This window comes from Paraburkholderia dipogonis (assembly GCF_046027395.1).
GTDB classification, from domain to species: domain Bacteria; phylum Pseudomonadota; class Gammaproteobacteria; order Burkholderiales; family Burkholderiaceae; genus Paraburkholderia; species Paraburkholderia dipogonis_A.
This window is the reverse complement of record NZ_JAQQEG010000031.1, coordinates 13,869-36,045: the sequence shown is the minus strand read 5'-3', so window position 1 is coordinate 36,045 and position 22,177 is coordinate 13,869. Positions and strand designations below refer to the sequence as shown.

The following is a 22,177-nucleotide window of genomic DNA, read 5'->3' as shown; positions in this document are numbered from 1 at the left end:
GTGCGTCGCGGATGGGTATGTTTGGGAAACCTAAGGTTCGATTGAGCCTGCGGGGCAAACAGCGGGCGCAAAAGCGTAGCGGGCACTTTTGACGGATTCGAACGTAGTGGGTGGCGTTAAGAAATACGCTTCGGCGCGCGTAGCGCCGCCGGAAATATGACTGCTTTGTCACTCACGCCGAATGTGCGAGAACGCAGATTCCAGATGCACCACCACCGTGGCTGCGCGGGGGACCCGCTTAGAGGTTAGCGGTTTGAGCCGCTTTCTCTTGCCTACTTCTCTTTGCGGCGGCAAAGAGAAGTAGGTGCCGCCCCGCACAGGGGCAACGCTAATAGACCACTAAAAATTCAAGGAAAGGCCAAAACCCCAGGCAACCAAACAAAGAACCAACACCCGCCGCCAAAAGGCAAAAAACCTCACCTACAAAAGCCTGGCAATAGTCGACAACACCATAGAAAGCACCAACGTCGACATAAACGGAAACGGGTACTCCCGCCCAAAGACCCGCAAGGTCACATCACCCGGCAGGCGCCCAATGCCAATCTTCCTAAGCCACGGCCAGCAAGACGACAACACCGCCACGGCGACAAACGTAGTCAACAGCCAGCGGATCATAGCCAATCCCTGAAGCAAAAATTCACAGCGTATGCGACCGGTCGCCGCTGGAAAACGCTTGCAGCGTGTCATCCAGTCCACGCGAAAACGCGATCACCTTGAACAGTTCGCCCATCTCCGCTTCCGACAACAACTTCTGCACCGCATTCGCCGCAGGCAAATATCTCGCCGTGTCCGCGGGATCGATCCCGGATAACGCCTCGGTAATCCCGGCATTCAGCAAAAACCGCGCTTGCGACGTAAACCCCAGCAAGTCCGCGCCCGTCTCGACACCGGCTTCGGCGATGCCGGTGAATTCCACATGCGCCGTGATGTCCTGCAAGCCCGGATACAGGAAAGGATCGCCATGCGCCCGGTGCCGGTAATGGCACATCAACGTGCCTTGTGCACGTTGCGTATGGTAGTACTCGTGACGCGGAAAACCATAGTCGATGAAGAAAGCCGCGCCGCGTCCGAGCATCGTGCAGATCGTGCGTGTGAATGCGCTCGCGGCTTCGTGCGTTTCGGTCACGTAATCTTCGCCGGCGGTTTCGATCTCCGACAGTAGCGCGACGTCCGCAGCGGCGGACACGGGCCGGTCGTCGAAGGCGAACGCCTCGTCGCGCCATACCACGCCGCGCTCCAGCCACGCCCCGCCGGTGAAGGCGAACAACCGCACCGGCATCGCGTCCAGCACCTCGTTGCCGATCACCACACCTTCAAAGCGCTCCGGCAACGCATCCAGCCAGCGCACTTTGGCCGCGAGCGCGGGTGCAGCGGCTTCGATCGTCTCGCGTTGGCGCTCACGGAGCTCACCCGACAGATCCACGATCGAATAGCTGTCAAATTCCGCATCCAAAGCGTCGAGCGCGTTGAGCAAGCCGGCGGCGAGTTTGCCCGTGCCGGCGCCGAATTCCATCACGTCGCGTGTGCCGCTCGCCTGCAAGGCTTCCGCAACCGGTCGCGCCAGCGTCGCGGCGAACAGCGGCGACAGTTCCGGGGCGGTGACGAAGTCGCTGCCATCGTCGCCGCGCAGCCCGAATTTGCGGGCGCCGCCGCTGTAATAGCCGAGTCCCGGCGCGTACAGCGCACGTTCCATGTAGTGGTCGAACGGCAGCCAGCCACCGGCGGCGTCGAGTTCCGTACGGATCTGCGCGACCAGCGCTTCGGACTGCGCAAGCGCGCTCGGGCCGGGAGCAGGTAAACTATCGGGTTGGTGAGCTTTCGGATTCATCCCCGCATTGTAAATGACCGCCTCTCTGGACACCGCCGCCCCCCGCGCGCTCGAAACGCCGCGCGTCGTGCTGATTACCGGCGCCGCCCGCCGTATCGGGCGGGCGCTTGCGCTCGGCTTTGCCGCACGTGGCTGGGACGTGGCCGTCCACTACGGCGCCTCGCGGGCAGAGGCCGACGAACTGGTCGGGGAAATCGCTGCCTTGGGCCGTCGGGCCGTCGCTTTGCAGGCCGAATTGGGCGATGAAGCGCAAGTCGAGCGGCTTTTGCCGGCTTGTATCGACGCCTTGGGCCGGCCGTCGTGTATCGTCAACAATGCGTCGCGTTTCGAGGAAGACACGGCGCAGACCGTCGGTTACGACTTGCTGCTGAAGCTGACCGCGATGAACGTCGGTGCGCCGCTGGTGCTGGCGCGCAGGCTGTTCGAGGCGACGCCGGAAGCCGCCCGCACCGACGAAAGCCTGCGCAGCGTCGTCATCAACGTGCTGGATCAGAAGCTGTACAACATGAACCCGGACTATCTGTCGTACACGCTGACCAAGGCGGCGTTGCAGACAGCCACGGTCGCGCTGGCGCAGGCGTTGGCGCCGAAAGTGCGCGTGGTCGGGCTCGCGCCCGGTCTGACGATGCAATCCGGCGATCAAACGCCGGACGGTTTCGCAGCCGCTCACCGTACTACGCCTTTGGGCCGCGCGTCGCGGGCCGAGGATATTGTCGCCGCCGCGCTGTATCTCGCGGATGCAGCCGGCGTCACCGGAACGACGCTGGTGGTCGACGGCGGGCAGCACCTTGTGCCGCTGCCGCGCGACGTGATGTTTTTGACGGGCGCCTGAAGTGCGCACGGCCAGCCGTTGTATCGGTGGCCGCCGCGCTGTGAAGCACCCCTTTGCGTGCCCCGCACGCTTTTTTCGACTGGAACGAACATGTTTGCCGCTCTTTCGCATCCCCGGCTCGCCGATTGCCGCCGGCTCTTTCTGCGCAATTACGAAGTGCACATCAACATCGGCGTGCACGACTTCGAAAAGCGCGGCGAACAGCGCGTCGTGATCAACGTCGAACTGTACGTGCCGCTCGCGCTGTCCACGCCGGTTCAGGACAAGCTGGACGAAGTCGTCGATTACGACTTCATGCGTTCCACCATTTCGCGCCGCGTCGAGCAAGGCCACATCCACTTGCAGGAAACGCTCTGCGACGACCTCGTCAAGACCATGCTCGAACATCCGCAAGTGCGGGCCGCGCGCGTGTCGACGGAAAAGCCGGACGTTTATCCTGACTGCGACGCGGTGGGCGTCGAAGTCTTCCGTATCAAAGAGGATTGAGCCATGAATGCTCCGGAAATCCTGAATGGCGCGGCGACCGCCTCGACTGCTGATGCAACCGAGGCCAGGCAAGCCGCCTCGCGCGCCAAGACGCCGCTCACGCGTCGTGAGCAGAAGGAAGCGTACGAGAACAACAAGCTGTTCAAGCGGCTCGCGCGCCAGGTCGGCGAGGCAATCGTCGACTTCAACATGATCGAGAACGGCGACAAGGTTATGGTGTGCCTGTCGGGCGGCAAGGACAGCTATGCGATGCTCGAAATTCTGATGCGGCTGCGCGAGCGCGCGCCGATCAATTTCGACATCGTCGCGGTGAACCTCGACCAGAAGCAGCCAGGCTTTCCCGAGCACGTGTTGCCCGAATACCTGAAGCAACTCGACATTCCGTTTCACATCGAGAATCAGGACACGTACAGCATCGTCAAGCGGCTGGTGCCGGAAGGCAAGACCACCTGCTCGCTGTGCTCGCGGCTGCGGCGCGGCATTCTTTACCGCGTCGCCGGCGAACTCGGCGCGACCAAGATCGCGCTCGGCCATCATCGCGACGACATTCTGCAAACGCTGCTGCTGAACATGTTCTACGGCGGCAAGCTGAAGGGCATGCCGCCCAAGCTGCAATCGGACGACGGCAAGAATATCGTGATCCGCCCGCTCGCCTACGTGAAGGAAACCGATCTGGAAAAGTACGCCGAACTGCGCGAATTCCCGATCATTCCGTGCAATCTGTGCGGCAGCCAGCCGAATCTGAAGCGCGCGGAAATGAAGGCGCTGGTCCGCGATTGGGAGAAGCGCTTCCCGGGCCGCATCGAAAACATGTTCAATGCACTGTCGAACGTCGTGCCCTCGCATCTGATGGATCACAAGCTGTTCCCGTTCGCGGGTCTGCGTGCGACCGGCGAGGCCGATCCGCAAGGCGATATCGCCTTTGACGAGGAGCCGTGTTCGACCGATGCCGGCGAGGGCGCCACGCTCAACGGAGCAAAATCGATTTCAATCGTCCAGTTCGACGATCTTTGACGAAAAACGCTCGCCGTATGGGCGTTTCCGCACATTGCAGTACGCAGCAAGGCCGCCACAGCGGCCTTTTTCGCTAGAGGGTGCGTGTTAGAATCGACGCCTCCAAACTCGTCTATTTGCCGTGCCATGAACATTGTGATTTTGGCGGCAGGCACCGGCAAGCGCATGCGGTCCGCGCTTCCCAAGGTGCTTCATCCCCTGGCTGGCCGGCCGCTCCTCGCTCACGTCATCGATACTGCCCGCACGCTCAAACCCACGCATCTCGTAGTGGTGATCGGCCACGGCGCCGAAGCCGTGCGCAAGGCCGTCGCCGCGCCGGACGTGCAGTTCGCCGTGCAGGAACAGCAACTCGGCACGGGGCACGCGGTGCAGCAGGCGCTGCCACTGCTCGATCCGTCCGCGCCCACGCTGGTGCTCTACGGCGACGTGCCGCTCACGCGCGCCAGTACGCTGCAGGCGCTGACAGATCGCGCGGGGCAGGGCGGCTACGGCGTGCTCACGGTCACGCTCGCAGACCCGAGCGGCTACGGCCGCATCGTGCGTGATGCGCATGGCAAAGTGGCGCGCATCGTCGAACAGAAAGACGCCACGCCCGAGCAGCTCGAGATCGCCGAGATCAACACCGGCATCATCGTTGCACCGACCGAACGTCTGGGCGGCTGGCTTGCCGCGCTGAAGAACGACAATGCGCAAGGCGAGTTCTATCTGACCGACGCGGTCGAGATGGCGATCGAAGCCGGACTCGAAGTCGTCACCACGCAGCCGGACGACGAGTGGGAAACGCTCGGCGTGAACAGCAAGCAGCAGCTTGCCGAACTCGAGCGGATTCATCAGCACAACGTGGCGGATGCGCTGCTGGTCGCCGGCGTGACGCTCGCCGATCCGGCGCGGCTGGATGTGCGCGGCACGCTCGAATGCGGCCGCGATGTCTCGATCGACGTGAATTGCGTGTTCGAAGGCCACGTGACGCTGGCTGACAACGTCACCGTCGGGCCGAACTGCGTCGTCCGCGATGCGAACATCGGCGCCGGTACGCGCGTCGACGCGTTCACACATATCGAAGGCGCCGAAGTCGGCGCGAATGTCGTGCTCGGACCGTATGCGCGGTTGCGCCCCGGTGCGTCGCTGCACGACGAGTCGCATGTCGGCAACTTCGTCGAGGTGAAGAACGCGGTGCTCGGCCACGGTTCGAAAGCGAACCACCTCACGTATATCGGCGACGCGGATATCGGCGCGCGCGTGAACATTGGCGCCGGCACTATCACCTGCAATTACGACGGCGCGAACAAATTCCGCACGATCATCGAAGACGACGTTTTCGTCGGTTCGGATACGCAACTGGTTGCGCCGGTGCGCGTGAAGCGCGGCGTGACGATCGCGGCGGGCACCACGGTCTGGAAGGACGTCGAAGCCGACGCGCTGGTCCTGAACGACAAGACGCAAACGAGCAAAACGGGCTACGTGCGCCCGACCAAGAAAAAGAGCTGATGGGCATGACGCGCGCACGGCGCGCGCTCCCTGAAACGCAGCACTAGCACTGAAAAGGAATGAGCCATGTGTGGCATTGTCGGCGCGGTAGCGCAACGTAATATTGTTCCCGTCCTGATCGAAGGACTGCGTCGCCTCGAATATCGCGGCTACGATTCGTGCGGCGTGGCCGTGCTCGGCGACGGCGGTCCGCGCCGCGCGCGCAGCGTGGCGCGGGTGGCCGATCTCGACGAGCAGGTGCGCGAGAACCACCTCGAAGGCATCACGGGTATCGCCCATACGCGTTGGGCGACGCACGGCGCACCGGTCACGGACAACGCGCACCCGATCTTCTCGAAAGATGCGCTGGCGTTGGTACACAACGGCATCATCGAGAACTACGAAACGCTGCGTGAAATGCTGCGTGGCAAGGGTTACACGTTCGTCTCGCAGACCGACACAGAGGTTATCGCGCATCTGATCCACAGCCTGTATCGCGGCGACCTGTTCGCGGCGGTGCGTGAAGCCGTCGGGCAACTGCACGGCGCGTATGCGATCGCCGTGCTGCATAAGGACCAGCCGCATACGGTGGTCGGCGCGCGCCAGGGTTCGCCGCTGGTGGTCGGGCTCGGCCAGGGCGAAAACTTCCTCGCCTCGGACGCGTTGGCGCTCGCGGGCAGCACCGAACGGTTCATTTTTCTCGAAGAAGGCGACGTCTGCGAACTGGCGCTCGATGGCGTGCGAATCGCCGATCGCGACGGCAATGAAGCGCAGCGCGAAGTGCGTCAAGTGGCGGCGTATGGCGGCGCGGTCGAACTCGGCCCGTATCGCCACTTCATGCAGAAGGAAATTTTCGAGCAGCCGCGCGCGATCACCGACACGATCCCGCAAGCGGATTCGTTCGACGCGTCGCTGTTCGGCGAGGGCGCGGACAAGGTGTTCGCGGAGATCGACAGCCTGTTGATCCTGGCGTGCGGCACGAGCTACTACTCGGGGCTGACCGCGAAGTACTGGCTCGAATCGATCGCGAAGATTCCGACGCAGGTGGAAATTGCCAGCGAATATCGCTATCGCGAGTCGGTGCCGAATCCGAGGTCGCTGGTAGTGGTGATCTCGCAATCGGGCGAAACGGCGGACACCCTCGCGGCGCTCAAGCATGCGCAGGAGCTCGGTCACAAACATACGCTGGCGGTATGCAACGTCGGGACGAGCGCAATGGTGCGTCAGACGGAGTTCTCGTTCCTGACGCACGCGGGTCGCGAGATCGGCGTGGCATCGACCAAGGCATTCACGACGCAACTGGTTGCGCTGTTCGTGCTGGCGGCGACGCTGGGCAAGATGCGCGGTCGTGTGAGCGAGCAGCAGGAAGCCGAATACCTGAAGCAACTGCGCCACTTGCCCGCCGCATTGAATAGCGTGCTGGCGCTCGAGCCGCAGATCATCGCGTGGTCGGAAGAGTTTTCGCGCAAGGAACATGCGCTGTTCCTCGGGCGCGGCCTGCACTACCCGATCGCACTCGAAGGTGCGCTGAAGCTCAAGGAGATCTCGTATATTCACGCTGAAGCGTATCCGGCCGGCGAGTTGAAGCACGGGCCGCTCGCGCTCGTGACGGAAGCGATGCCGGTGGTGACGGTGGCGCCGAACGACGCGCTGCTGGAAAAGCTGAAGTCGAATATTCAGGAAGTGCGTGCGCGCGGCGGGGAGCTGTATGTGTTCGCCGACGCGGATACGAAGATCGTCAATGACGAAGGTCTGCATGTGATCCGGATGCCGGAACACTATGGCTTGTTGTCGCCGATCTTGCATGTGGTGCCGCTGCAGTTGCTGGCGTATCACACAGCGTGTGCGCGCGGTACGGACGTGGATAAGCCGCGCAATCTGGCGAAGTCGGTCACAGTGGAGTAATTGATCTTGTTGCTCGCTTTTCGTGCGGGCTGACAGGGGAGCATTTTCTTTGCGGAAACGGCGCTAGCCGTAGCGCTAAAAAACGTAGATTGAGCTAATGGGGCGCCGAAGCAGTTTTCGGCGCCCCATTTTTTTTCGTCAACGATCGTGCGCTCTCGTCCGTGTCCGTGTGTCGCAGGTGGGCTTCGCGAGGGGCGGCGTATGGTAAAGCAACGGACTCTTCTTACGCTGAATCGACAGGTTGTTCACGCATACGCGTCAATGAAGTTTTTCAATCGGTTATCTGGCACGACTTCAGTCGATCTTGTCGCTGACAGCTTCTCACTGAAGAATGATCGACTCCAGAAACTATGCCAGGTTTCTCGCGTTCGCTGACACACCCGACTTCAAGACGCCAGCCGTGGCGAAAAGCTGATGCTTGATGGTGTCGAGGTTGTGGTGCTAATGGCGCCCGAATCGGAAGCGCCTGCTGAGTTCATGTTTTACCTGCCAAAGTTCGAGGCATTCTGTGCTTCCGAGGACGCGACCCACACGCTGCACAATCTTTACACGTTGCGTGAGGCAAAGGTTCGCGACGCGCTGCAGTGGCTACGCCAAATATTCTGGAGCCGCGAGGTGAGTAAGTCGTGGCCAGTCGATTGCATCGCAGTGCCGACGACGTTTTCCTTGACAGCGTCTGGACCGATCGGTCTCGCGAAGACGGTCCTCAAGGCGCGCTGCGTCAGCGTGAACGCGATGTTCTGTGCGTGACGCGGGATCGCCACCCGCTCCGGGTGGTCCCGTCATTATTGGAAACCGCTAACCTAGGCTACAAAGGAGTGTTCTCCGCGACTCCGCGGGAACGCCAGCACTGACAAGACAAAGCTCCGGAGACAGGCAGTATGACTACGCATAACGCGGCCAGCAACATGGCTGTCCCCTACCGATCGCCCCGTCTGCCGGTACGGCCGACAGTCGTCGAACGCCGCATTGATGGCACGCTCATTCTTCGCTCGGCGACACAACCGGTCGCCATCGAGCAAAGCGGCTTTACCGATTTCGTAGCTACGTGGGCCGAGCGCCGTGCCGATACGCCGGCCTTGCGCGAAAGAGACGGGGAGAGCGGCTGGCGGTCAATCAGTTGGAGCGCGTTGTGGCGCCAGTTGCAGGTGTTCGCCGCGGCGCTGCTTGAGCTTGGTCTGCGGCAGGACCGGCCGCTGATGCATTCGACGACGAAGCCTACTTCCGCCTTGGCGATGCGGTCCGGCTCGTCGACCCCGTCAATCCGTCTCGCGGACTTCGCTTCGCGGGTCGCGTCGTGGAGGACTCAAACTGACCAGCGGGACGTGGATGAGAACAGGGTCTGTGCGGCTCGCGCTGCTCGAACAGTGCGCTCCGCTACTCACCGACGCGGTGATCTGTGGTCACGATCATGACTTTATCGCCGCGCTTGCGTGGCTCAACGTTGCCGCCTGTCAACAGATCGCTCCGGAGTTGGCCACGCTGGATGCGGCTGAGCTGGTTCGTCATCCGATTGTCGTCGTGCGTTTGCAGGCGCGGCTGCGGGATCAGCGCCCAGGCGGGGCGAGCCTGAAGGTCGAGCGTCTACTGCCGATGGCCAAGCCACCTTCGGTCGATGCCAACGAGATCGCCGACAAGGGTTACGTCAACCAGGCAGTTACGCGTGCGCGCCGCGCCCATCTGGTTGATGAGTTGTATCACGCGGGCCGTGTGGCGCATATCGCGTGTGCCTGATGACACTCGTCGGGCGCGGGATGATCGACATGAGACAGATTGCTAGAGGAGATAACAGATGAAAGTATTGGTCGCGGTCAAACGCGTGGTGGACTTCAACGTCAAGGTCCGGGTCAAATCAGACGGCTCGGGCGTCGAACTCGCGAACGTCAAGATGAGTATCAATCCGTTCGATGAGATCGCCGTCGAGGAAGCCGTGCGCCTCAAGGAAAAGGGCGTGGTCAGCGAAGTGATTGCGGTTTCTTGTGGTATCGGTGCGTGCCAGGAAACCTTGCGCACGGCGATGGCAATCGGCGCGGATCGCGGCATCCTGGTCGAAACCGATGCAGACCTCCAGCCGCTCGCCGTCGCCAAACTCCTTAAAGCGCTGGTTGATAAGGAGCAACCGCAACTCATCATTCTCGGCAAGCAGGCTATCGATAACGATTGCAATCAGACCGGGCAGATGCTGGCCGCGCTTGCTGGCCGTCCGCAGGCGACTTTCGCCAGCAAGATCGAACTCGCCGATGGCCACGCGACCATCACACGCGAAATCGACGGCGGTCTGGAAACGCTCCGCCTTGCGCTGCCTGCGGTGGTCACGACAGATCTGCGGTTGAATGAGCCGCGCTACGCATCGCTTCCGAACATCATGAAGGCAAAGAAAAAGCCGTTGGAGACGCTCACGCCCGAGCAATTGGGCGTGGACGTCGCGCCGCGTCTCACGACACTCGGCACGGAAGAACCGCCAAAGCGCAGCGGCGGCACGAGGGTGCCCGACGTCGCGGCGCTCGTCGCCAAATTGAAAAACGAAGCCAAGGTAATCTGAGGGGAAACGGATATGACTGCACGCATCAATGTGCTGGTGGTGGCTGAGCACGACCATGTCTCAATCAAGTCGGCCACGCTCAATGTCGTGACGGCAGCGCTTCAATGCGGGAGTCAAGTGCATGTGCTCGTGGCGGGTGAAGCCGCCGCGAGTGCCGCGCAGGCTGCGGCGCGAGTGGCCGGCGTATCGCGGGTACTCCACGCCGACGCACCCCAACTCGCAGAGGGCCTCGCCGAAAACGTCGCCGCGCAGGTTTTGGCGCTCGCGCCGAGCTATAGCCACATTCTGTTTCCGGCCACCAGCGGCGGCAAGAATGTCGCGCCGCGCGTTGCCGCGTTGCTCGACGTGGCGCAAATCTCCGACGTGACGCGGGTTGTCAGCGCGGATACGTTCCAGCGTCCGATCTATGCCGGCAACGCAATCGTGACGGTGAAAAGCGGCGATCCGGTCAAGGTGGTCACGGTGCGGGCGACCGGCTTTGATGCCGCGCCAGCCGATGGCGGCAGTGCTGAAATCGAAGCCGTGACCGCCGTGGCGGACAGCGGTATGTCCACCTTCGTGGAGCGCGTCGTCGTGAAGAGCGAACGGCCTGAGCTTGGTGATGCACGGATCGTGGTGAGTGGCGGCCGGGCACTCGGCAGCAGCGAGAAATTCAACGACGTGCTGACGCCGCTCGCCGACAAGCTCGGTGCGGCCCTTGGCGCAAGCCGCGCGGCCGTCGATGCCGGCTTTGCGCCCAACGACTGGCAGGTCGGGCAGACGGGCAAGATCGTGGCGCCGCAACTGTACGTCGCCTGTGGCATTTCGGGCGCCATCCAGCATCTGGCTGGCATGAAGGATTCGAAGGTGATCGTGGCGATCAACAAGGATCCCGAGGCGCCGATCTTCAGTATTGCGGACTATGGGCTGGAGGCGGATCTCTTCGAGGCGGTGCCGCAACTGATGTCGGCAATTTAGGCTGGGAGGCTGTAGGCGTCGAATCCGGTTGGCCGGCCTTCGTGACGACTTGTGTCGGAAGGTCGGCCAGGTTATGCAGCCGCACCAGGGAGTCGAATGCCCGATCGTCGCTGGCCGTTCTCTGAAGCGCGATCCTGTCCGCGGGAAACCCTCATTCCCTTACCAACTCCACCGCCGCCGCCGAAACAAACTCCGCCTGCACGCTATCGCCGACCTTCAACCGATCGAGCGAAATCCCCTTTGCGGCCCTGAGCACTTGCTGATGCTTCGGGCCCCGCAGCGTCACCATGCGGCTTTTGCGATCGATCTTCATCACCGTCGCGACCACTTTCACGCTATGCGCCGACGACGCGTAGCCCGCCGAAGCCGGTATCGCTGCGGTTGTCTCCACGCGTTCGCGCACACCTTTGGTCGCCAGCTTGTCGATGTTGACCAGCAGCGCCTGCTGATATGCAACGTTGAGCTTGTCGCCGATCTTGAGCCGGCTGACATCGGCCAAGGCAGGATTGACGTCGACGTCAGCGAGATTGCCGCGCGGACCGCGCAGCGTGACGCTGTTCGTGACGGTATTGATTGCGACCACGCGGACTTGCGCGTGAATCACTTCGGCGCGTCCGAGCGCCTGTTGTCCGGCGGGTACACTGGCGTCCTGCGCGAAGCTGGATTGACAGAGCGCCGCAGCGAGCACGCTCACGAGAGAGGCCGCACGCCACATGACAGCGGCCGATGAACCGACGTTGCGCGCACAGGTCATTCGCTGCTCCCGAAGTAAGCACCACCAACGATCAACGCAACGCTCGCTACGCGCTCGCGCCTACAACTCCGGCCGCGCCAGGTCGCTGATGACGATATGTTCGCCGTACACCTGCGCCGCCGCGACCGCTTCCAGCTTGGTCGCGTACGGCCCGAGTTCGGGCGCGCCGTCGAACGGAAACAGCACGCGTCCGTCGGTGGTTCGAACCACTTTCAACACGCCGAAGAAACGCCGGTAGCCAGCCAGCTTCGACGTGGCTGAAATTTCAAAGTCGTCCTCCGACGTCGCGGGGACGCTGGGAATAAATGCGGTCTTGCTCATACCTGAAAACATCTCTTGTTCGATGGGCCGGCAGCGGCACGAAACGCCAAGCCTACACCCGGTTGTCCCGGGAAGATATTCGCCGGCGGGCTTCATTGTCTCAAATCCGGGCGGATTCAACCGGCGAGCCCACACGCGAACCGAGCGGCGACCGCCATCTTCAGGCGTCTTTGACTGCCGCCGCGTGCTCGGCCGCCAGAGCGACGTCCCGCTCGCTCACGCCCACGAAACTCGGCCGCGTGCAAATGCGTTCGACATACTCGAGCAAGACCGGCGTTTCGGGCACCAGCTTGAACATCATTCCCCAATGCAAAGCGATGCCCCACAAGATATCCGCTGCCGACATCGTGTCCCCGAGCAGATAGGGCGCGGCTTGTAACTGGCTTGTCACCGTTCCGATCATCGAATCGAAATCGCCGTAGGGTGAAGTGGCGGGCGGCGCGGGTTCACGCTTCATCGCTTTGTCGACCAGTGCCGGTTCGTAGCACGCCGCGTAGTACACCAGCCAGCGCAGATACGGCCCGCGCGACGGATCGTCGAGCGCCGGCGCGAGACCGGCTTCAGGAAAGAGGTCGGCCAGATAGATGAAGATCGCGACTTGCTCGGTGACCAGCGCGTCGCCATGGAGAATCGCCGGCACTTTACCGAGCGGATTGATGGCGAGATAGGGCGCTTTGCGCTGCTCGCCGGCCTTCATGTTCAGCACCTTCAACTGGTACGGTGCACCAAGCTCTTCAAGCAGCGTGAGCGCGCTGACGGAGCGGCATTGCGGCGAGTGGAACAGCGTGATCGTGCGGTCTGTGGTCATGGCTCGAACCTTCCCGAATGTGCGTGATGGACGAAAACCGGGCCTGAGGCAACGACGAGGCGCCGGGAATACGTCCATCCTAAGCGCCCATACCTGTCAGTTTGTGTCAGGTATGACTACACTTGTCCGCATGAGAGCGAGCCGCCTTCTTTCCATCCTGATGACGCTGCAGGCGCGTGGCCGCGTCACCGCACAGTCGCTCGCCGACGAATGCACGGTCTCATTGCGCACCATCTATCGCGATATCGACGCCCTGAGCGCCGCAGGCGTTCCCGTTCATAGCGAGCGCGGGGCGGAAGGCGGCTATCGTCTGCTCGACGGCTACCGCACGCGGCTGAACGGCTTGTCCTCGCAGGAAGCGGAGTCGCTGTTTCTCGCCGGCTTGCCGGGACCGATGCAGGCGCTCGGGTTGGGCGCGGTGATGGCCGGCGCGCAGACCAAGCTACTGGCCGCGCTGCCGGTCGAATTGCGCTCGACCGCGGAGCGCATGCGCTCGCGCTTTCATCTCGACGCACCGGCGTGGTTTTCGGACGCGGACGAGCCCGCCCATCTGCCGTCGATCGCGCGTGCGGTGTGGGAGCAGCATCCGCTGGAGATTCGCTATCAGAGTTGGAAAGCCGAGAAGTTTCGCCGGATCGAACCACTCGGCATCGTGCTGAAAAGCGGCGCGTGGTATGTGGTCGGGCGCGTCGGGCCGCACGTGCGCATCTACCGCATTTCGCGCATTCTCCAATTGAGCTTGCTGGACGAGACGTTCGAGCGGCCGCCCGCATTCGATCTCGCCGCCTACTGGCAGGACAGCACGCAGCGTCTTTCCGAAGAAATGCACGCGAGCGAAGCGACGCTGCGTCTATCGCCTTGGGGCATGCGGATGCTCGAAATCTTCACGTCGCCGTTCGCGCGCTCGGCGGCGGTCATCGGCGAACCGGATCCCGGCGACGGCTGGCGCACCGTGACGTTGCCCGTCGGTTCGGTGAGGCAGGCATGCGCGGAGTTGCTGCGCTTCGGCACCGAGGCCGAAGTGCTGGCGCCGCCCGAGTTGCGCGCGCGCATGTCGGAGATCGCGGCGGCGCTGCATCGCCGTTACGCGGAATGACGGCGCGAGGTGATGCGTCGCAGGCATTCCCATACGCCGCGTGAGATGACCGGCATACGGCAACAATGCGACGTGATTGACGGTGACGTCGTACACGCTGAATAAAGTTTGCCCGCGAATAAAACTCCAGTCCCCACGGGCAAAAACATGTCACAACGCAGCGGGTTGCGTGCATTTCTCATGGTCGTTTGCGCGGTCTTAATCGGCTTGATCGTCGCGGCGTGCGGCTCATCGTCCTCGTCGTTGAAATTGAGCGGGCAGCAGCAGATCCGGCACGTCTTCGTCATCACGCTCGAGAACGAAAACTACGCGCCCCCTTTGGGGCGACCAGCAAGGCGCCGTATCTTTCGCAAAGGGTCGCGTCGCAGGGCGCGATGGTGCAGCAGTACTACGGCACGGGTCACGTGAGCCTCGACAACTATATTTCGATGACGTGTTCTTCCACAACGGCCGGTTCCATACGCTGAAGGACGCACTGCGCTTCTACGTGCAGCGCGAGACCAATCCGGCGAAGTGGTATCCGAAGGATGCGCACCGCAAGGGCGACAAATTCAACGATTTACCGGTCGCGCTGCGCGTCAACGTCGATACGGCCGACGAGCCGCTCACACGCAAAGCCGGCGAGCGCCCGGTCTGGTCGGAGCGCGATATCGACGACGTCGCCGCTTTCCTCGCCACGCTAAACGACGACTACGTGCTGAAGCCGAAGCCGTCGCACTGAAACGCGAAAGAAGACCCGCGAGCTCCGATTCCTCAGATGAATTTCGGTGCTTTCTGGGGTTAATTTGGGGGCAGAGCTATAATGGCCGGATCCCCTTTTTTTCCCGTCCTCCGTTATGAGCCGGTTACTTTGCCTGATCGTGCTTTCGCTCGGCCTGATGCAGACCGCGACGGCAGACGAAAACACCGACCGAATGTCCGCGTATCTGACGCAAAAATTCGGTCTGGCAAAGGAAAAGGCTCAAAAGATTTCCGACGCGGTGCAATCCGCCGCCTCGAAATATTCCCTCCCGCCGGCGCTCCTGCTGGCGATCATCTCGATCGAATCCCGCTTCAAGGAAAAGGCCAAGGGCGCCAACGGCGCGACCGGGCTGATGCAGGTCGTGCCCGGCGCGCATCGCGGACTGCTGAAGAACGTCAAGGACCTCACCGAGCCGACCGCGAACATCGAAGTGGGCTCGGCGATTCTTTACGGGTACATGCGCTCGGCCAATGGCGACATGAATGCCGCGCTCAAGAGCTACGGCGGATCGCAAGCGTACGCGCAGAAAGTGAGTTTGCGCGTCGAAGACTTCGCCTCGGTCGCGCCGTCGCAAGACGCTGCCCAGCAATCTGACGGGCAGGCCGGCATGTGCGCGGCACGGCCTACGTCCGACCGCTGCGCGGCGCCGGGCAACTGGGCCAACGCGTTCACCGTCCCGTCCGTGAATGCCACCGGATTGAACGGCGCGGCGACATCGGCGACGGGACTTCCCGCGACGTCACACTAAGCGACATTCCGCTTTCTCGGTTTTATCCGCCGTCGCAGCGTCGCAGCCGCGGCAATGCACGGTCACGTCCTGCAAGACGCTGCGTTGCGCGCTTTTTACGCACAGTTGGCAACCGCTCTACAATGCATTCCCATTCGCGCTGACGCAGCGCCTCTTCCGATCGACCATGTTGACCTCGTTTTCCAGATCCACAGCCGCCGCGTTTGCCGGCCTGCTGACCCTTGCCGCCTGTAGCAGCACGCCGCAGCCGAAGTTCCAGCAGGATTTGTTCGAAACCGGCGCGAGCCCGTATGCGCGCAATTTCAATTCGAGCACCACGGATAGCTGCGAGGCCGCGCGCCGAGCTCTCTTGAGCCAAGGCTATCTGACGACCATGACTCGCAACGACACCGTCGACGGCACCAAGAACTTCCAGCCGACGGGCGATACCCACGTGGTCGTCGAATTTCACGTGGTCTGTACGCCGGGAGAAGAAGCGAGCGATACCAGCATCGTCTATGTCAATGCTGTGCAGAACGGCTTTGCGCTGAAGAAAAGCGACACGTCGGCAAGCGTCGGACTGAGCGTGCTGGGTTCGCTGTCGCTACCGATCCGCTCGAACAGCGATGCGATGGTCAAAATTTCAAGCGAGACCATTCCATCGGGCAAGTTCTACGACCGTTTCTTCGGCCTCGTCGATCACTATCTGCAAACAGTGGTGCGCACGCAGCCGGTCGCCAATAACCGCGTCGAAACGCGCCTGCTGCCGGTGCCAGTCGAAGCGACCGCTCCAGTGCCCGTTCCCGAGATGCCCGATGCGATCGGCAAGGCGGCGTCCGTGCAGCCGGCGAGCGGAGTCGGCGTCGCGCCCTGATTCATCGCGGGAGTTTGCGGGATCGAGGCTGGTCAAGACCTGATCAGCCTTCAATCTCATCGCGAAGCATCACTTATCCTATGTCTTTTACTTCATACGTATACATATGTAGTAATAGTTAACAAGGGTTAACCCCTTCTGTGGATAACTCCCGAAAGTTCCGTCACATCAACGTCATGCAAACTCCATAAGCCTGCGGAACACGTCTGTAGAAAAACTACCAAACCGGGATAACTTTGACGGGGCTTGCCTGACCCGCCGTCTTATCAAGATTCCGCACACAGGCTATTCCATGCGCTATCCCGAAGTTATTCATAGGGAATTGTGGATAACTCGCGTTCGAAGTCATTTCTCCAACCGTTGCCGGGCAAGTTTTTCAAGTCGCCCAAGCGCTCGCCACCGTACAGACCGCCGCCTGCCAGACGCGCACATTGAAGACGGACGGTACAAAGATTGCGTCTCTCTTTTTGCAAGCGCAACTGTTGCTATTTAGTCAAAACCATTTCGGCAACGCCCGATCCAGGCATAGAGTTAAAGTGTTTTCTGAGGTTATTGGTGCAGTGCGGGGGTGTGTAATGAAACGCAGAACAGCACGACAGCTTGTCCGTCTTCTCTCGGATATTCGACATGCCACCCATTGCAGCACGCTGCGGGCGGCAGCCACCAACCGGGCCATCGCGCATGCATCCGCTGAACACGAAGCGGACCTCGCCGACAGCGACGACAACACCGATGCCACGCGCGACGCGCAGCAGGACAAGCCGGCCCGGAGCGGATCATGAGAATGGCAAGCGAACAGTCGCTGCGGTTTCTGGTTGAGAAATGGCTCGCGCCGGAGCCTTCGGCGCCGATTCATGTCACCGAATTCAGCCGTACTCGCCTGGGAGGGCGGCGTTATGTACGCGTTGAGACATCGCTGGGGGCGGGCTCGCGCGGGTTGTTCTTCTTTCGTCACGACGACGGCTGCTGGTGCGTGTTTCCGCCGACCGCCGATACGCCTGCGCTCTATGCGCATCCGCGGGCTGCCTGAAGGGCAGCAGGCAACCCGATTGCGCCGAGCGCGTGCGCAAATGCCTCGCACGCTTCGGCGTCGAATGGGGCGACTGGCTGGATCCTCAAGACGACGCGTGAGGCACGCGTTCACGCCCGCGTTGCCATGCCGGCATCACCTGACACACGATCAAACCAACGAGCATCAACGCGCATCCAAACAGCGCCCGCGCCGACAGTGTCTCGCCAAGCACGAGCCAGGCCGCAAGCGCGGCGAACGCGCCTTCCATGCTGAAAATCACCGCCGCGTGCGACGGCGCCGCGTGTTTTTGCGCGACCACCTGAATCGTGTAGGCGATGCCGACTGACAGCGCCCCGCCGTACAGGATGGTCGGCGCGGCGCGCGCGATCACCGCAAGACTGAACGGTTCGACGGCGAGACCGACGACAAGGCACGCGAGCCCGCACGTCACGAACTGAACGAGCGCGAGCATCAGCGTGTCGTGACGCAGCGCGAAGCGTCCGACCAGCATCATCTGAATGGAGATCACGAGCGCGCCGGCGAGCTGATACCAGTCGCCGTACAGCATCGAAAAGTGCTCGTTGACGCTCAGGAAATACATGCCCACGGCCGCGAGCGCCGCACCGAGCCACGTGCCGATCCCCATGCGATGTTTGAATAGCACGCCCAGCAGCGGCACGATCACTACGTACAGCGAACTGATGAAGCCCGCGTTGGCGACCTTCGTGTATTGCAGGCCGATCTGTTGCAACGAAATCGAGGCGGCCAGCACTACACCGAGCAGCGCGCCGGCGCCGAGCAGCTCGCGTGCACCGCCGGGTTCGCGCTTCGACAGTTCAGCTAGCGCGGAGCGCCGCACGCAGATGATCAGCGTCAGCACGACGAGCGCGCCTAGCAGGAAGCGCAGGCCGGTGAACAGAAACGGTCCGATGGCGTCGAGACTCAGGCGTTGCGCGACGAACGCAGAGCCCCAGATCATCGCGGCGATCAGCATCAGGAGATTGGCGCGCAGGTGTTGGCGGGTTTCGGCTTTCAAGGGTGGTCTTTCTAATTCGGTTGTTGTGAGTTGCGACAGGCAGGCGTCGATTTTATCCGCGTGCGCAAGAAGCCAGAGACGCAGCAAACACTTGAACACGATCGCGCATATATTCCTTCAGCCGGTCCTTGACCGCTCGTTTCTCCGCTGACTCGCGCGATAATCGCGCGAGTCACCCACGATACGCGGCACACGACCGACCCAACCACCAGCCGATTTTCAGGCAAACGCAATGGACGAGAAAGACTGGATCGCCGGCGCCGCGAAAGCGCTGGCGATCATCGAAGCATTCGACGAAGAGCACGCGCGCATGACGCCTACCATGGTGGCCGGCCGCGCGGGTCTATCACGCACGGCGGCGCGCCGTTATCTGCTGACGCTGCGTGAACTTGGCTACGTGGATACCGACGGCAAGTTGTTCTGGCTCGCGCCGCGTGTCTTGCGGCTCGGCCAGTCGTATCTGGACTCGGCGCGCTTGCCGCGCACCGTGCAGCCGTTCCTCCAGCGCATCACCGCGACGGTGCAGGAAACCGCGCTGGTCGCGATCCTCGACGAACACGATGTGGTGTACGTGGCGCGCAACGGCGTGAACCGGGCGATGGCGGTCGGTTTCGTGCTCGGCTCGCGCGCGCCCGCGCCGTTGTCGTCGGCGGGACTGGTCCTGCTGGCGTTCCAGGCGCCGGAGAGCATCGAGCAGTGGCTGGCGTCGTATCCGATCAAGGTGTTCACGCCCCACACCTATTCGACGATCCAACAGTTGCGCGATGTGCTCGGCGAAATTCGCCGCCATGGCTACGTGGTCACCGACCAGCAACTGGAGTTGGGTGTGCGCGGTGTCGCGGTGCCGCTGCGTGACCGGCATGGTTCGGTCGTGGCGGCGATCAGCGTCAGCATGCCGATCGGACAGGAGTCGGCCAATGCCGCGCTGCACCGGGTGTTGCCGACCCTTTTGGAGAACGCCAGCCTGCTGCGCAATCTGGTTTGAGAAGGTCTAGGTAAATCCCCTGGTATGGGCTGCTTAACAAGTGAAAGCGGGTCGAAAGCAAGCTGTCTCCCGGAAAATACATATCGAGTTTTGGGCATGACAAACCGCCTACACTGGGTAATACTCTCCCGCGGGGAGCGGGAAGGCGCCTCAAGCCCTGTCTGCTTCACCGTGCAGCTATTCATTCACATTGACTCAGTCGTCCAGGTTTGGGGAACAACACATGAAAAAAGTTATCGTCTCGCTCGCAGCCGCTTCGATCGCGCTGGTTTCTGTTCAAGCTTTCGCACAAGCGTCGGACGCAGCGCCGGCTGCTGCAGCAAGCGCGCCGAAGAAGCATCACGTCAAGAAGCTGACGACGCACGGCAAGCGCGCTCCGGTTTCGGCAGCCGCTTCGGCAGCTGGCACGAACGACAAGGGCACGCAAAACTAAGCTGCCGCCCGATCCTTCGGGCCAGCTTTACCGGTCGACCGCACGGCGCCGCTAGCCGGCTGGTGCAGCGCGTTCCGGATGAAGGCGTCGCAAGCAAAAAGGCCAGAGCACAAGCTCTGGCCTTTTTGCATTCGGGGCGGTTTTTTTACGGCGATTAGCCGGCCAGGCCGCGCTTGATGACTTCGTTCAGCAATCCGGTCATCCCTTCGGGATGGGTCGCGGCGCGCTCTTTCAGTTCGGTCACCAGATCGCCGTTCAGCTTGCATGCAAACGCGACGAGGCCCTGCGCCTGATCGAGCTTGCGTTGTTCGCGGCGATCGAGCTTCGGCTCGGCCGCGGCGGCTTTGCCGAAACGGTCGGCGGTCGACAGCTTCATTGCGTTGTTCAGCTTGAGTGCCTTGTTCTTTTCAAGGTCGGTTTTTTTCATCGCCATACGGAAGGCCTCTGCCAGATAAGTAATCCCGCATTGTACGCACCGCGCCGAGCGTCGCGCGAACGCATGGCGTTCTGCTTCCGTGCGCGTGGTTTGCCAGGTGCAATGCGAACCGGGATGAATCTCGATTGAAGCTCACTCGGATCGACTCGGCGCGGTAGCCACGCTGTCCATCAGCGCGCGCATTCTTTGCCAATGCGTGCCTTCCCAGAACACGCGGCGGCATACGTCGCAGGTAACGAACTGGGCATGCCGTTCCAGCACGCCGTCGGGCGCGCGCGTGCCGACTTCCTCTTTGGGAATGCGCCGCAGCGGCACATTGCACATCAGACACAGGCGGAACGGTTGCGCGCTACCGGCCAGATCGAGCCGTTCAAACACTTCGCGCAATTGTTCGCGCGGCCTGAGCGTGCGGACGTAGCAGCCATGCGTGATGCTGCGGCGTTTCAACAACTCGCGGTCGCGTGTCAGGACGATGCGCTGCTGCGCGGCGGCGAGCGCTTCGATGTCGGCGTCGGGATAGTGGTTGTCGTAGAGCGTATCGAAGCCGGCGAGCCGCAGGAGCGGCGCAAGGCCGCCCAGATGTGCATCGGCGATGAAACGCACCACGCGCAGCGGCCGCTCGCGCACACGCAGAAGCGGCTGGATATCGAGCGCTTCAAACTTTGGATAGACGGCTATGCGATCGCCGTCTGCGAGAGGATGATTGAAACCCACCGACTCGCCGTTGACCAGAATCAGTTCGACCTCGGTGTGCGGCACGCCGAGCGCTTCGATCATGTGCTTCGCGGAGGCGCCCGGTGCGCAGGCGTAACTGAACGCGCGCCGGCGCAGCGGCCGGGCGAGAAAATCGTTCAGCTCCTCGTAGAAGCGGAATGTCGCGGTCACCATCACCGCAGTATCGCACCGTGTTTCTTTGCGTGCTGTCCTGCACGTGTCGCATGGGTGTGCTTTACTTCGAGTTCTTTAGAAGACGGAGCGACAGATGGACATCGGTTTTATCGGTCTCGGCGAGATGGGCGCCGCGATGGTTGCAAACATTTTGAAAGCCGGGCATCAGGTGCGCGTGTGGAACCGCTCACCGGAGCGCGCGCAGCCGCTCGCCGACGCGGGCGCGCGGATCGTCGCGACGCCGGCCGAAGCGTTTGCGGGCGACGCCGTGTTCTCGATGCTCGCCGACGATAGCGCGTTGCGTGAGGTCATCACCGCTTCACTCCTGGAACACGCTCCGCGCGGGCTGATCCACGTGAACATGGCGACGATCTCGGTGGCGCTGGCCGAGGAACTGGCGACGGCACACGCGTCGCGCGGCGTCAACTACGTCGCCGCGCCGGTGATGGGCCGGCCCGATGTCGCGGCGGCGGGCAAGCTGACCATCGTCGCGGGCGGCCCGGCTGAATCGATCGACCGCGTCCAGCCGATTTTCGACGCGATCGGCCAGAAGACCTGGCGCATCGGTTCACTGCCGCAGCAGGCGAACGTCATGAAGCTCGCCGCTAACTTCATGCTCGGCGCGGCGGTCGAGACGCTCGGCGAAGCGGCCACGCTGGTGACCGGGCACGGTCTCGCCATGCAGGATTTCCTCGACGTCATCACGAGCGGGCTGTTTCCGGGACCGGTCTATTCCGGCTACGGCAAGTTGATCGCGGAGCAGCGCTACGAGCCGGCGCTGTTCAAGGCGCGTCTCGGTCTGAAAGACATTCGTCTCGCGCTGGCCGCGGCCGACGCCGTGACGACACCGCTGCCGATCGCCAGCGTGGTGCGCGACAGCCTGCTCGAAGCCGTGGCTCACGGCGACGGCGACAAGGATTTCGCGGTGCTGGGCCAGGTCGCCGCGCGGCGAGCCGGGCGCTAGGAGCAACTGACCGGCGGCACTGAAGGACGGCACTGACCGGCGCGGGCGGGCATAATAGCCGCCCGATCCC

24 protein-coding genes and 2 pseudogenes are annotated in these 22,177 nt (G+C 62.4%); 18 read left to right on the top strand and 8 right to left on the bottom strand.

Annotated elements, in window-relative coordinates; translation table 11 throughout:
- Nucleotides 1-420: 420 nt before the first annotated feature.
- Together PQR32_RS28315 and PQR32_RS28310 are read right to left on the bottom strand one after the other, a co-directional pair.
- Nucleotides 421-615, bottom strand: a complete 195-nt coding sequence (locus tag PQR32_RS28315) for a DUF2905 domain-containing protein (protein WP_408234735.1) — start codon at nt 613-615, stop codon at nt 421-423.
- A 22-nt stretch (nt 616-637) separates the two neighbouring features.
- Complete coding sequence (locus tag PQR32_RS28310) at nt 638-1,828, bottom strand: class I SAM-dependent methyltransferase (protein WP_408234732.1); 1,191 nt, start codon at nt 1,826-1,828, stop codon at nt 638-640.
- A gap of 13 nt (nt 1,829-1,841) precedes the next feature.
- Between PQR32_RS28310 and PQR32_RS28305 the strand changes: the two genes are divergently transcribed.
- The 9 genes and pseudogenes from PQR32_RS28305 to PQR32_RS28265 all read left to right on the top strand — a co-directional run bounded on the left by PQR32_RS28305 (nt 1,842) and on the right by PQR32_RS28265 (nt 11,031).
- Nucleotides 1,842-2,660: an SDR family oxidoreductase gene (locus PQR32_RS28305; protein ID WP_408234729.1), complete on the top strand. Its 819-nt coding sequence runs from the start codon at nt 1,842-1,844 to the stop codon at nt 2,658-2,660.
- Between the two features lie 90 nt (nt 2,661-2,750).
- Nucleotides 2,751-3,146, top strand: a complete 396-nt coding sequence (locus tag PQR32_RS28300) for a dihydroneopterin aldolase (RefSeq protein ID WP_091798215.1) — start codon at nt 2,751-2,753, stop codon at nt 3,144-3,146.
- 3 nt (nt 3,147-3,149) lie between these two features.
- Nucleotides 3,150-4,160, top strand: coding sequence for a tRNA 2-thiocytidine(32) synthetase TtcA (gene ttcA / locus PQR32_RS28295; RefSeq protein ID WP_408234726.1), 1,011 nt, complete (start codon nt 3,150-3,152; stop codon nt 4,158-4,160).
- Between the two features lie 126 nt (nt 4,161-4,286).
- The gene (gene glmU / locus PQR32_RS28290; RefSeq protein ID WP_408234723.1) at nt 4,287-5,648 is read left to right on the top strand and encodes a bifunctional UDP-N-acetylglucosamine diphosphorylase/glucosamine-1-phosphate N-acetyltransferase GlmU; all 1,362 of its coding nucleotides are present in this window, start codon (nt 4,287-4,289) and stop codon (nt 5,646-5,648) included.
- Nucleotides 5,649-5,714: 66 nt separating this feature from the next.
- On the top strand, nt 5,715-7,532 hold the full coding sequence (gene glmS, locus PQR32_RS28285) for a glutamine--fructose-6-phosphate transaminase (isomerizing) (protein WP_408234720.1): 1,818 nt from the start codon (nt 5,715-5,717) through the stop codon (nt 7,530-7,532).
- Between the two features lie 414 nt (nt 7,533-7,946).
- Entirely contained in the window at nt 7,947-8,282 is a 336-nt protein-coding gene (locus PQR32_RS28280) for a hypothetical protein (protein WP_408234717.1), read from the top strand.
- A gap of 445 nt (nt 8,283-8,727) precedes the next feature.
- Nucleotides 8,728-9,266 (top strand): annotated as a pseudogene (locus PQR32_RS28275) (feruloyl-CoA synthase); the annotation flags it as partial.
- Between the two features lie 58 nt (nt 9,267-9,324).
- Nucleotides 9,325-10,074 carry an electron transfer flavoprotein subunit beta/FixA family protein gene (locus tag PQR32_RS28270; protein WP_408234714.1) on the top strand — a complete coding sequence of 250 codons (750 nt, stop codon included), beginning with the start codon at nt 9,325-9,327 and terminating at the stop codon, nt 10,072-10,074.
- 24 nt (nt 10,075-10,098) lie between these two features.
- Complete coding sequence (locus tag PQR32_RS28265) at nt 10,099-11,031, top strand: electron transfer flavoprotein subunit alpha/FixB family protein (RefSeq protein WP_408234914.1); 933 nt, start codon at nt 10,099-10,101, stop codon at nt 11,029-11,031.
- Between the two features lie 151 nt (nt 11,032-11,182).
- Here the strand turns inward: PQR32_RS28265 and PQR32_RS28260 are convergent, their stop codons facing one another.
- The 3 genes from PQR32_RS28260 to PQR32_RS28250 all read right to left on the bottom strand — a co-directional run bounded on the left by PQR32_RS28260 (nt 11,183) and on the right by PQR32_RS28250 (nt 12,914).
- Nucleotides 11,183-11,785 carry a hypothetical protein gene (locus PQR32_RS28260; protein WP_408234712.1) on the bottom strand — a complete coding sequence of 201 codons (603 nt, stop codon included), beginning with the start codon at nt 11,783-11,785 and terminating at the stop codon, nt 11,183-11,185.
- Between the two features lie 60 nt (nt 11,786-11,845).
- The gene (locus PQR32_RS28255; RefSeq protein ID WP_132376655.1) at nt 11,846-12,106 is read right to left on the bottom strand and encodes a DUF6723 family protein; all 261 of its coding nucleotides are present in this window, start codon (nt 12,104-12,106) and stop codon (nt 11,846-11,848) included.
- Between the two features lie 160 nt (nt 12,107-12,266).
- Complete coding sequence (locus PQR32_RS28250; RefSeq protein WP_408234710.1) at nt 12,267-12,914, bottom strand: glutathione S-transferase family protein; 648 nt, start codon at nt 12,912-12,914, stop codon at nt 12,267-12,269.
- Nucleotides 12,915-13,026: 112 nt separating this feature from the next.
- Between PQR32_RS28250 and PQR32_RS28245 the strand changes: the two genes are divergently transcribed.
- The 6 genes and pseudogenes from PQR32_RS28245 (at nt 13,027) to PQR32_RS28220 (ending at nt 17,383) form a co-directional block, all read left to right on the top strand.
- Nucleotides 13,027-14,010, top strand: a complete 984-nt coding sequence (locus PQR32_RS28245) for a helix-turn-helix transcriptional regulator (protein WP_408234707.1) — start codon at nt 13,027-13,029, stop codon at nt 14,008-14,010.
- Between the two features lie 433 nt (nt 14,011-14,443).
- Nucleotides 14,444-14,731, top strand: a pseudogene (locus tag PQR32_RS28240) (cytochrome-c peroxidase); the annotation flags it as partial.
- A gap of 115 nt (nt 14,732-14,846) precedes the next feature.
- A complete protein-coding gene (locus tag PQR32_RS28235) occupies nt 14,847-15,500 on the top strand; it encodes a lytic transglycosylase domain-containing protein (RefSeq protein WP_408234704.1) in 654 nt (217 codons plus the stop codon).
- A 166-nt stretch (nt 15,501-15,666) separates the two neighbouring features.
- Nucleotides 15,667-16,353, top strand: coding sequence for a DUF2242 domain-containing protein (locus PQR32_RS28230; protein ID WP_408234701.1), 687 nt, complete (start codon nt 15,667-15,669; stop codon nt 16,351-16,353).
- Between the two features lie 575 nt (nt 16,354-16,928).
- On the top strand, nt 16,929-17,135 hold the full coding sequence (locus tag PQR32_RS28225) for a hypothetical protein (protein WP_408234698.1): 207 nt from the start codon (nt 16,929-16,931) through the stop codon (nt 17,133-17,135).
- Nucleotides 17,132-17,383: a hypothetical protein gene (locus tag PQR32_RS28220; protein WP_408234695.1), complete on the top strand. Its 252-nt coding sequence runs from the start codon at nt 17,132-17,134 to the stop codon at nt 17,381-17,383. Before PQR32_RS28225 ends, PQR32_RS28220 begins: the two co-directional genes overlap by 4 nt.
- Before the next feature lie 85 nt (nt 17,384-17,468).
- On the opposite strand, the gene PQR32_RS28215 is transcribed toward PQR32_RS28220, so the two are convergent.
- On the bottom strand, nt 17,469-18,401 hold the full coding sequence (locus PQR32_RS28215; protein WP_408234692.1) for a DMT family transporter: 933 nt from the start codon (nt 18,399-18,401) through the stop codon (nt 17,469-17,471).
- Nucleotides 18,402-18,633: 232 nt separating this feature from the next.
- On the opposite strand from PQR32_RS28215, the gene PQR32_RS28210 reads away from it, so the two are divergent.
- Both PQR32_RS28210 and PQR32_RS28205 read left to right on the top strand, forming a co-directional pair.
- On the top strand, nt 18,634-19,386 hold the full coding sequence (locus tag PQR32_RS28210; protein ID WP_408234689.1) for an IclR family transcriptional regulator domain-containing protein: 753 nt from the start codon (nt 18,634-18,636) through the stop codon (nt 19,384-19,386).
- Nucleotides 19,387-19,609: 223 nt separating this feature from the next.
- Nucleotides 19,610-19,819, top strand: a complete 210-nt coding sequence (locus PQR32_RS28205) for a hypothetical protein (RefSeq protein WP_132376664.1) — start codon at nt 19,610-19,612, stop codon at nt 19,817-19,819.
- A gap of 154 nt (nt 19,820-19,973) precedes the next feature.
- On the opposite strand, the gene PQR32_RS28200 is transcribed toward PQR32_RS28205, so the two are convergent.
- Nucleotides 19,974-20,252: a hypothetical protein gene (locus PQR32_RS28200; RefSeq protein ID WP_012434605.1), complete on the bottom strand. Its 279-nt coding sequence runs from the start codon at nt 20,250-20,252 to the stop codon at nt 19,974-19,976.
- Between the two features lie 135 nt (nt 20,253-20,387).
- On the bottom strand, nt 20,388-21,143 hold the full coding sequence (locus tag PQR32_RS28195; RefSeq protein ID WP_408234686.1) for a Mut7-C RNAse domain-containing protein: 756 nt from the start codon (nt 21,141-21,143) through the stop codon (nt 20,388-20,390).
- A gap of 94 nt (nt 21,144-21,237) precedes the next feature.
- Between PQR32_RS28195 and PQR32_RS28190 the strand changes: the two genes are divergently transcribed.
- The gene (locus tag PQR32_RS28190) at nt 21,238-22,107 is read left to right on the top strand and encodes an NAD(P)-dependent oxidoreductase (protein ID WP_408234683.1); all 870 of its coding nucleotides are present in this window, start codon (nt 21,238-21,240) and stop codon (nt 22,105-22,107) included.
- Nucleotides 22,108-22,177 lie beyond the last annotated feature (70 nt).

Bases quoted from the DNA above. Each gene is read 5' to 3' on its own strand.
- PQR32_RS28315 (WP_408234735.1), bottom strand. From the start codon at position 615: ATGATCCGCTGGCTGTTGACTACGTTTGTCGCCGTGGCGGTGTTGTCG.
- PQR32_RS28310 (WP_408234732.1), bottom strand. From the start codon at position 1,828: ATGAATCCGAAAGCTCACCAACCCGATAGTTTACCTGCTCCCGGCCCG.
- PQR32_RS28305 (WP_408234729.1), top strand. From the start codon at position 1,842: ATGACCGCCTCTCTGGACACCGCCGCCCCCCGCGCGCTCGAAACGCCG.
- PQR32_RS28300 (WP_091798215.1), top strand. From the start codon at position 2,751: ATGTTTGCCGCTCTTTCGCATCCCCGGCTCGCCGATTGCCGCCGGCTC.
- ttcA (WP_408234726.1), top strand. From the start codon at position 3,150: ATGAATGCTCCGGAAATCCTGAATGGCGCGGCGACCGCCTCGACTGCT.
- glmU (WP_408234723.1), top strand. From the start codon at position 4,287: ATGAACATTGTGATTTTGGCGGCAGGCACCGGCAAGCGCATGCGGTCC.
- glmS (WP_408234720.1), top strand. From the start codon at position 5,715: ATGTGTGGCATTGTCGGCGCGGTAGCGCAACGTAATATTGTTCCCGTC.
- PQR32_RS28280 (WP_408234717.1), top strand. From the start codon at position 7,947: ATGCTTGATGGTGTCGAGGTTGTGGTGCTAATGGCGCCCGAATCGGAA.
- PQR32_RS28270 (WP_408234714.1), top strand. From the start codon at position 9,325: ATGAAAGTATTGGTCGCGGTCAAACGCGTGGTGGACTTCAACGTCAAG.
- PQR32_RS28260 (WP_408234712.1), bottom strand. From the start codon at position 11,785: ATGACCTGTGCGCGCAACGTCGGTTCATCGGCCGCTGTCATGTGGCGT.
- PQR32_RS28255 (WP_132376655.1), bottom strand. From the start codon at position 12,106: ATGAGCAAGACCGCATTTATTCCCAGCGTCCCCGCGACGTCGGAGGAC.
- PQR32_RS28250 (WP_408234710.1), bottom strand. From the start codon at position 12,914: ATGACCACAGACCGCACGATCACGCTGTTCCACTCGCCGCAATGCCGC.
- PQR32_RS28245 (WP_408234707.1), top strand. From the start codon at position 13,027: ATGACTACACTTGTCCGCATGAGAGCGAGCCGCCTTCTTTCCATCCTG.
- PQR32_RS28235 (WP_408234704.1), top strand. From the start codon at position 14,847: ATGAGCCGGTTACTTTGCCTGATCGTGCTTTCGCTCGGCCTGATGCAG.
- PQR32_RS28230 (WP_408234701.1), top strand. From the start codon at position 15,667: ATGTTGACCTCGTTTTCCAGATCCACAGCCGCCGCGTTTGCCGGCCTG.
- PQR32_RS28225 (WP_408234698.1), top strand. From the start codon at position 16,929: ATGAAACGCAGAACAGCACGACAGCTTGTCCGTCTTCTCTCGGATATT.
- PQR32_RS28220 (WP_408234695.1), top strand. From the start codon at position 17,132: ATGAGAATGGCAAGCGAACAGTCGCTGCGGTTTCTGGTTGAGAAATGG.
- PQR32_RS28210 (WP_408234689.1), top strand. From the start codon at position 18,634: ATGGACGAGAAAGACTGGATCGCCGGCGCCGCGAAAGCGCTGGCGATC.
- PQR32_RS28205 (WP_132376664.1), top strand. From the start codon at position 19,610: ATGAAAAAAGTTATCGTCTCGCTCGCAGCCGCTTCGATCGCGCTGGTT.
- PQR32_RS28200 (WP_012434605.1), bottom strand. From the start codon at position 20,252: ATGGCGATGAAAAAAACCGACCTTGAAAAGAACAAGGCACTCAAGCTG.
- PQR32_RS28195 (WP_408234686.1), bottom strand. From the start codon at position 21,143: ATGGTGACCGCGACATTCCGCTTCTACGAGGAGCTGAACGATTTTCTC.
- PQR32_RS28190 (WP_408234683.1), top strand. From the start codon at position 21,238: ATGGACATCGGTTTTATCGGTCTCGGCGAGATGGGCGCCGCGATGGTT.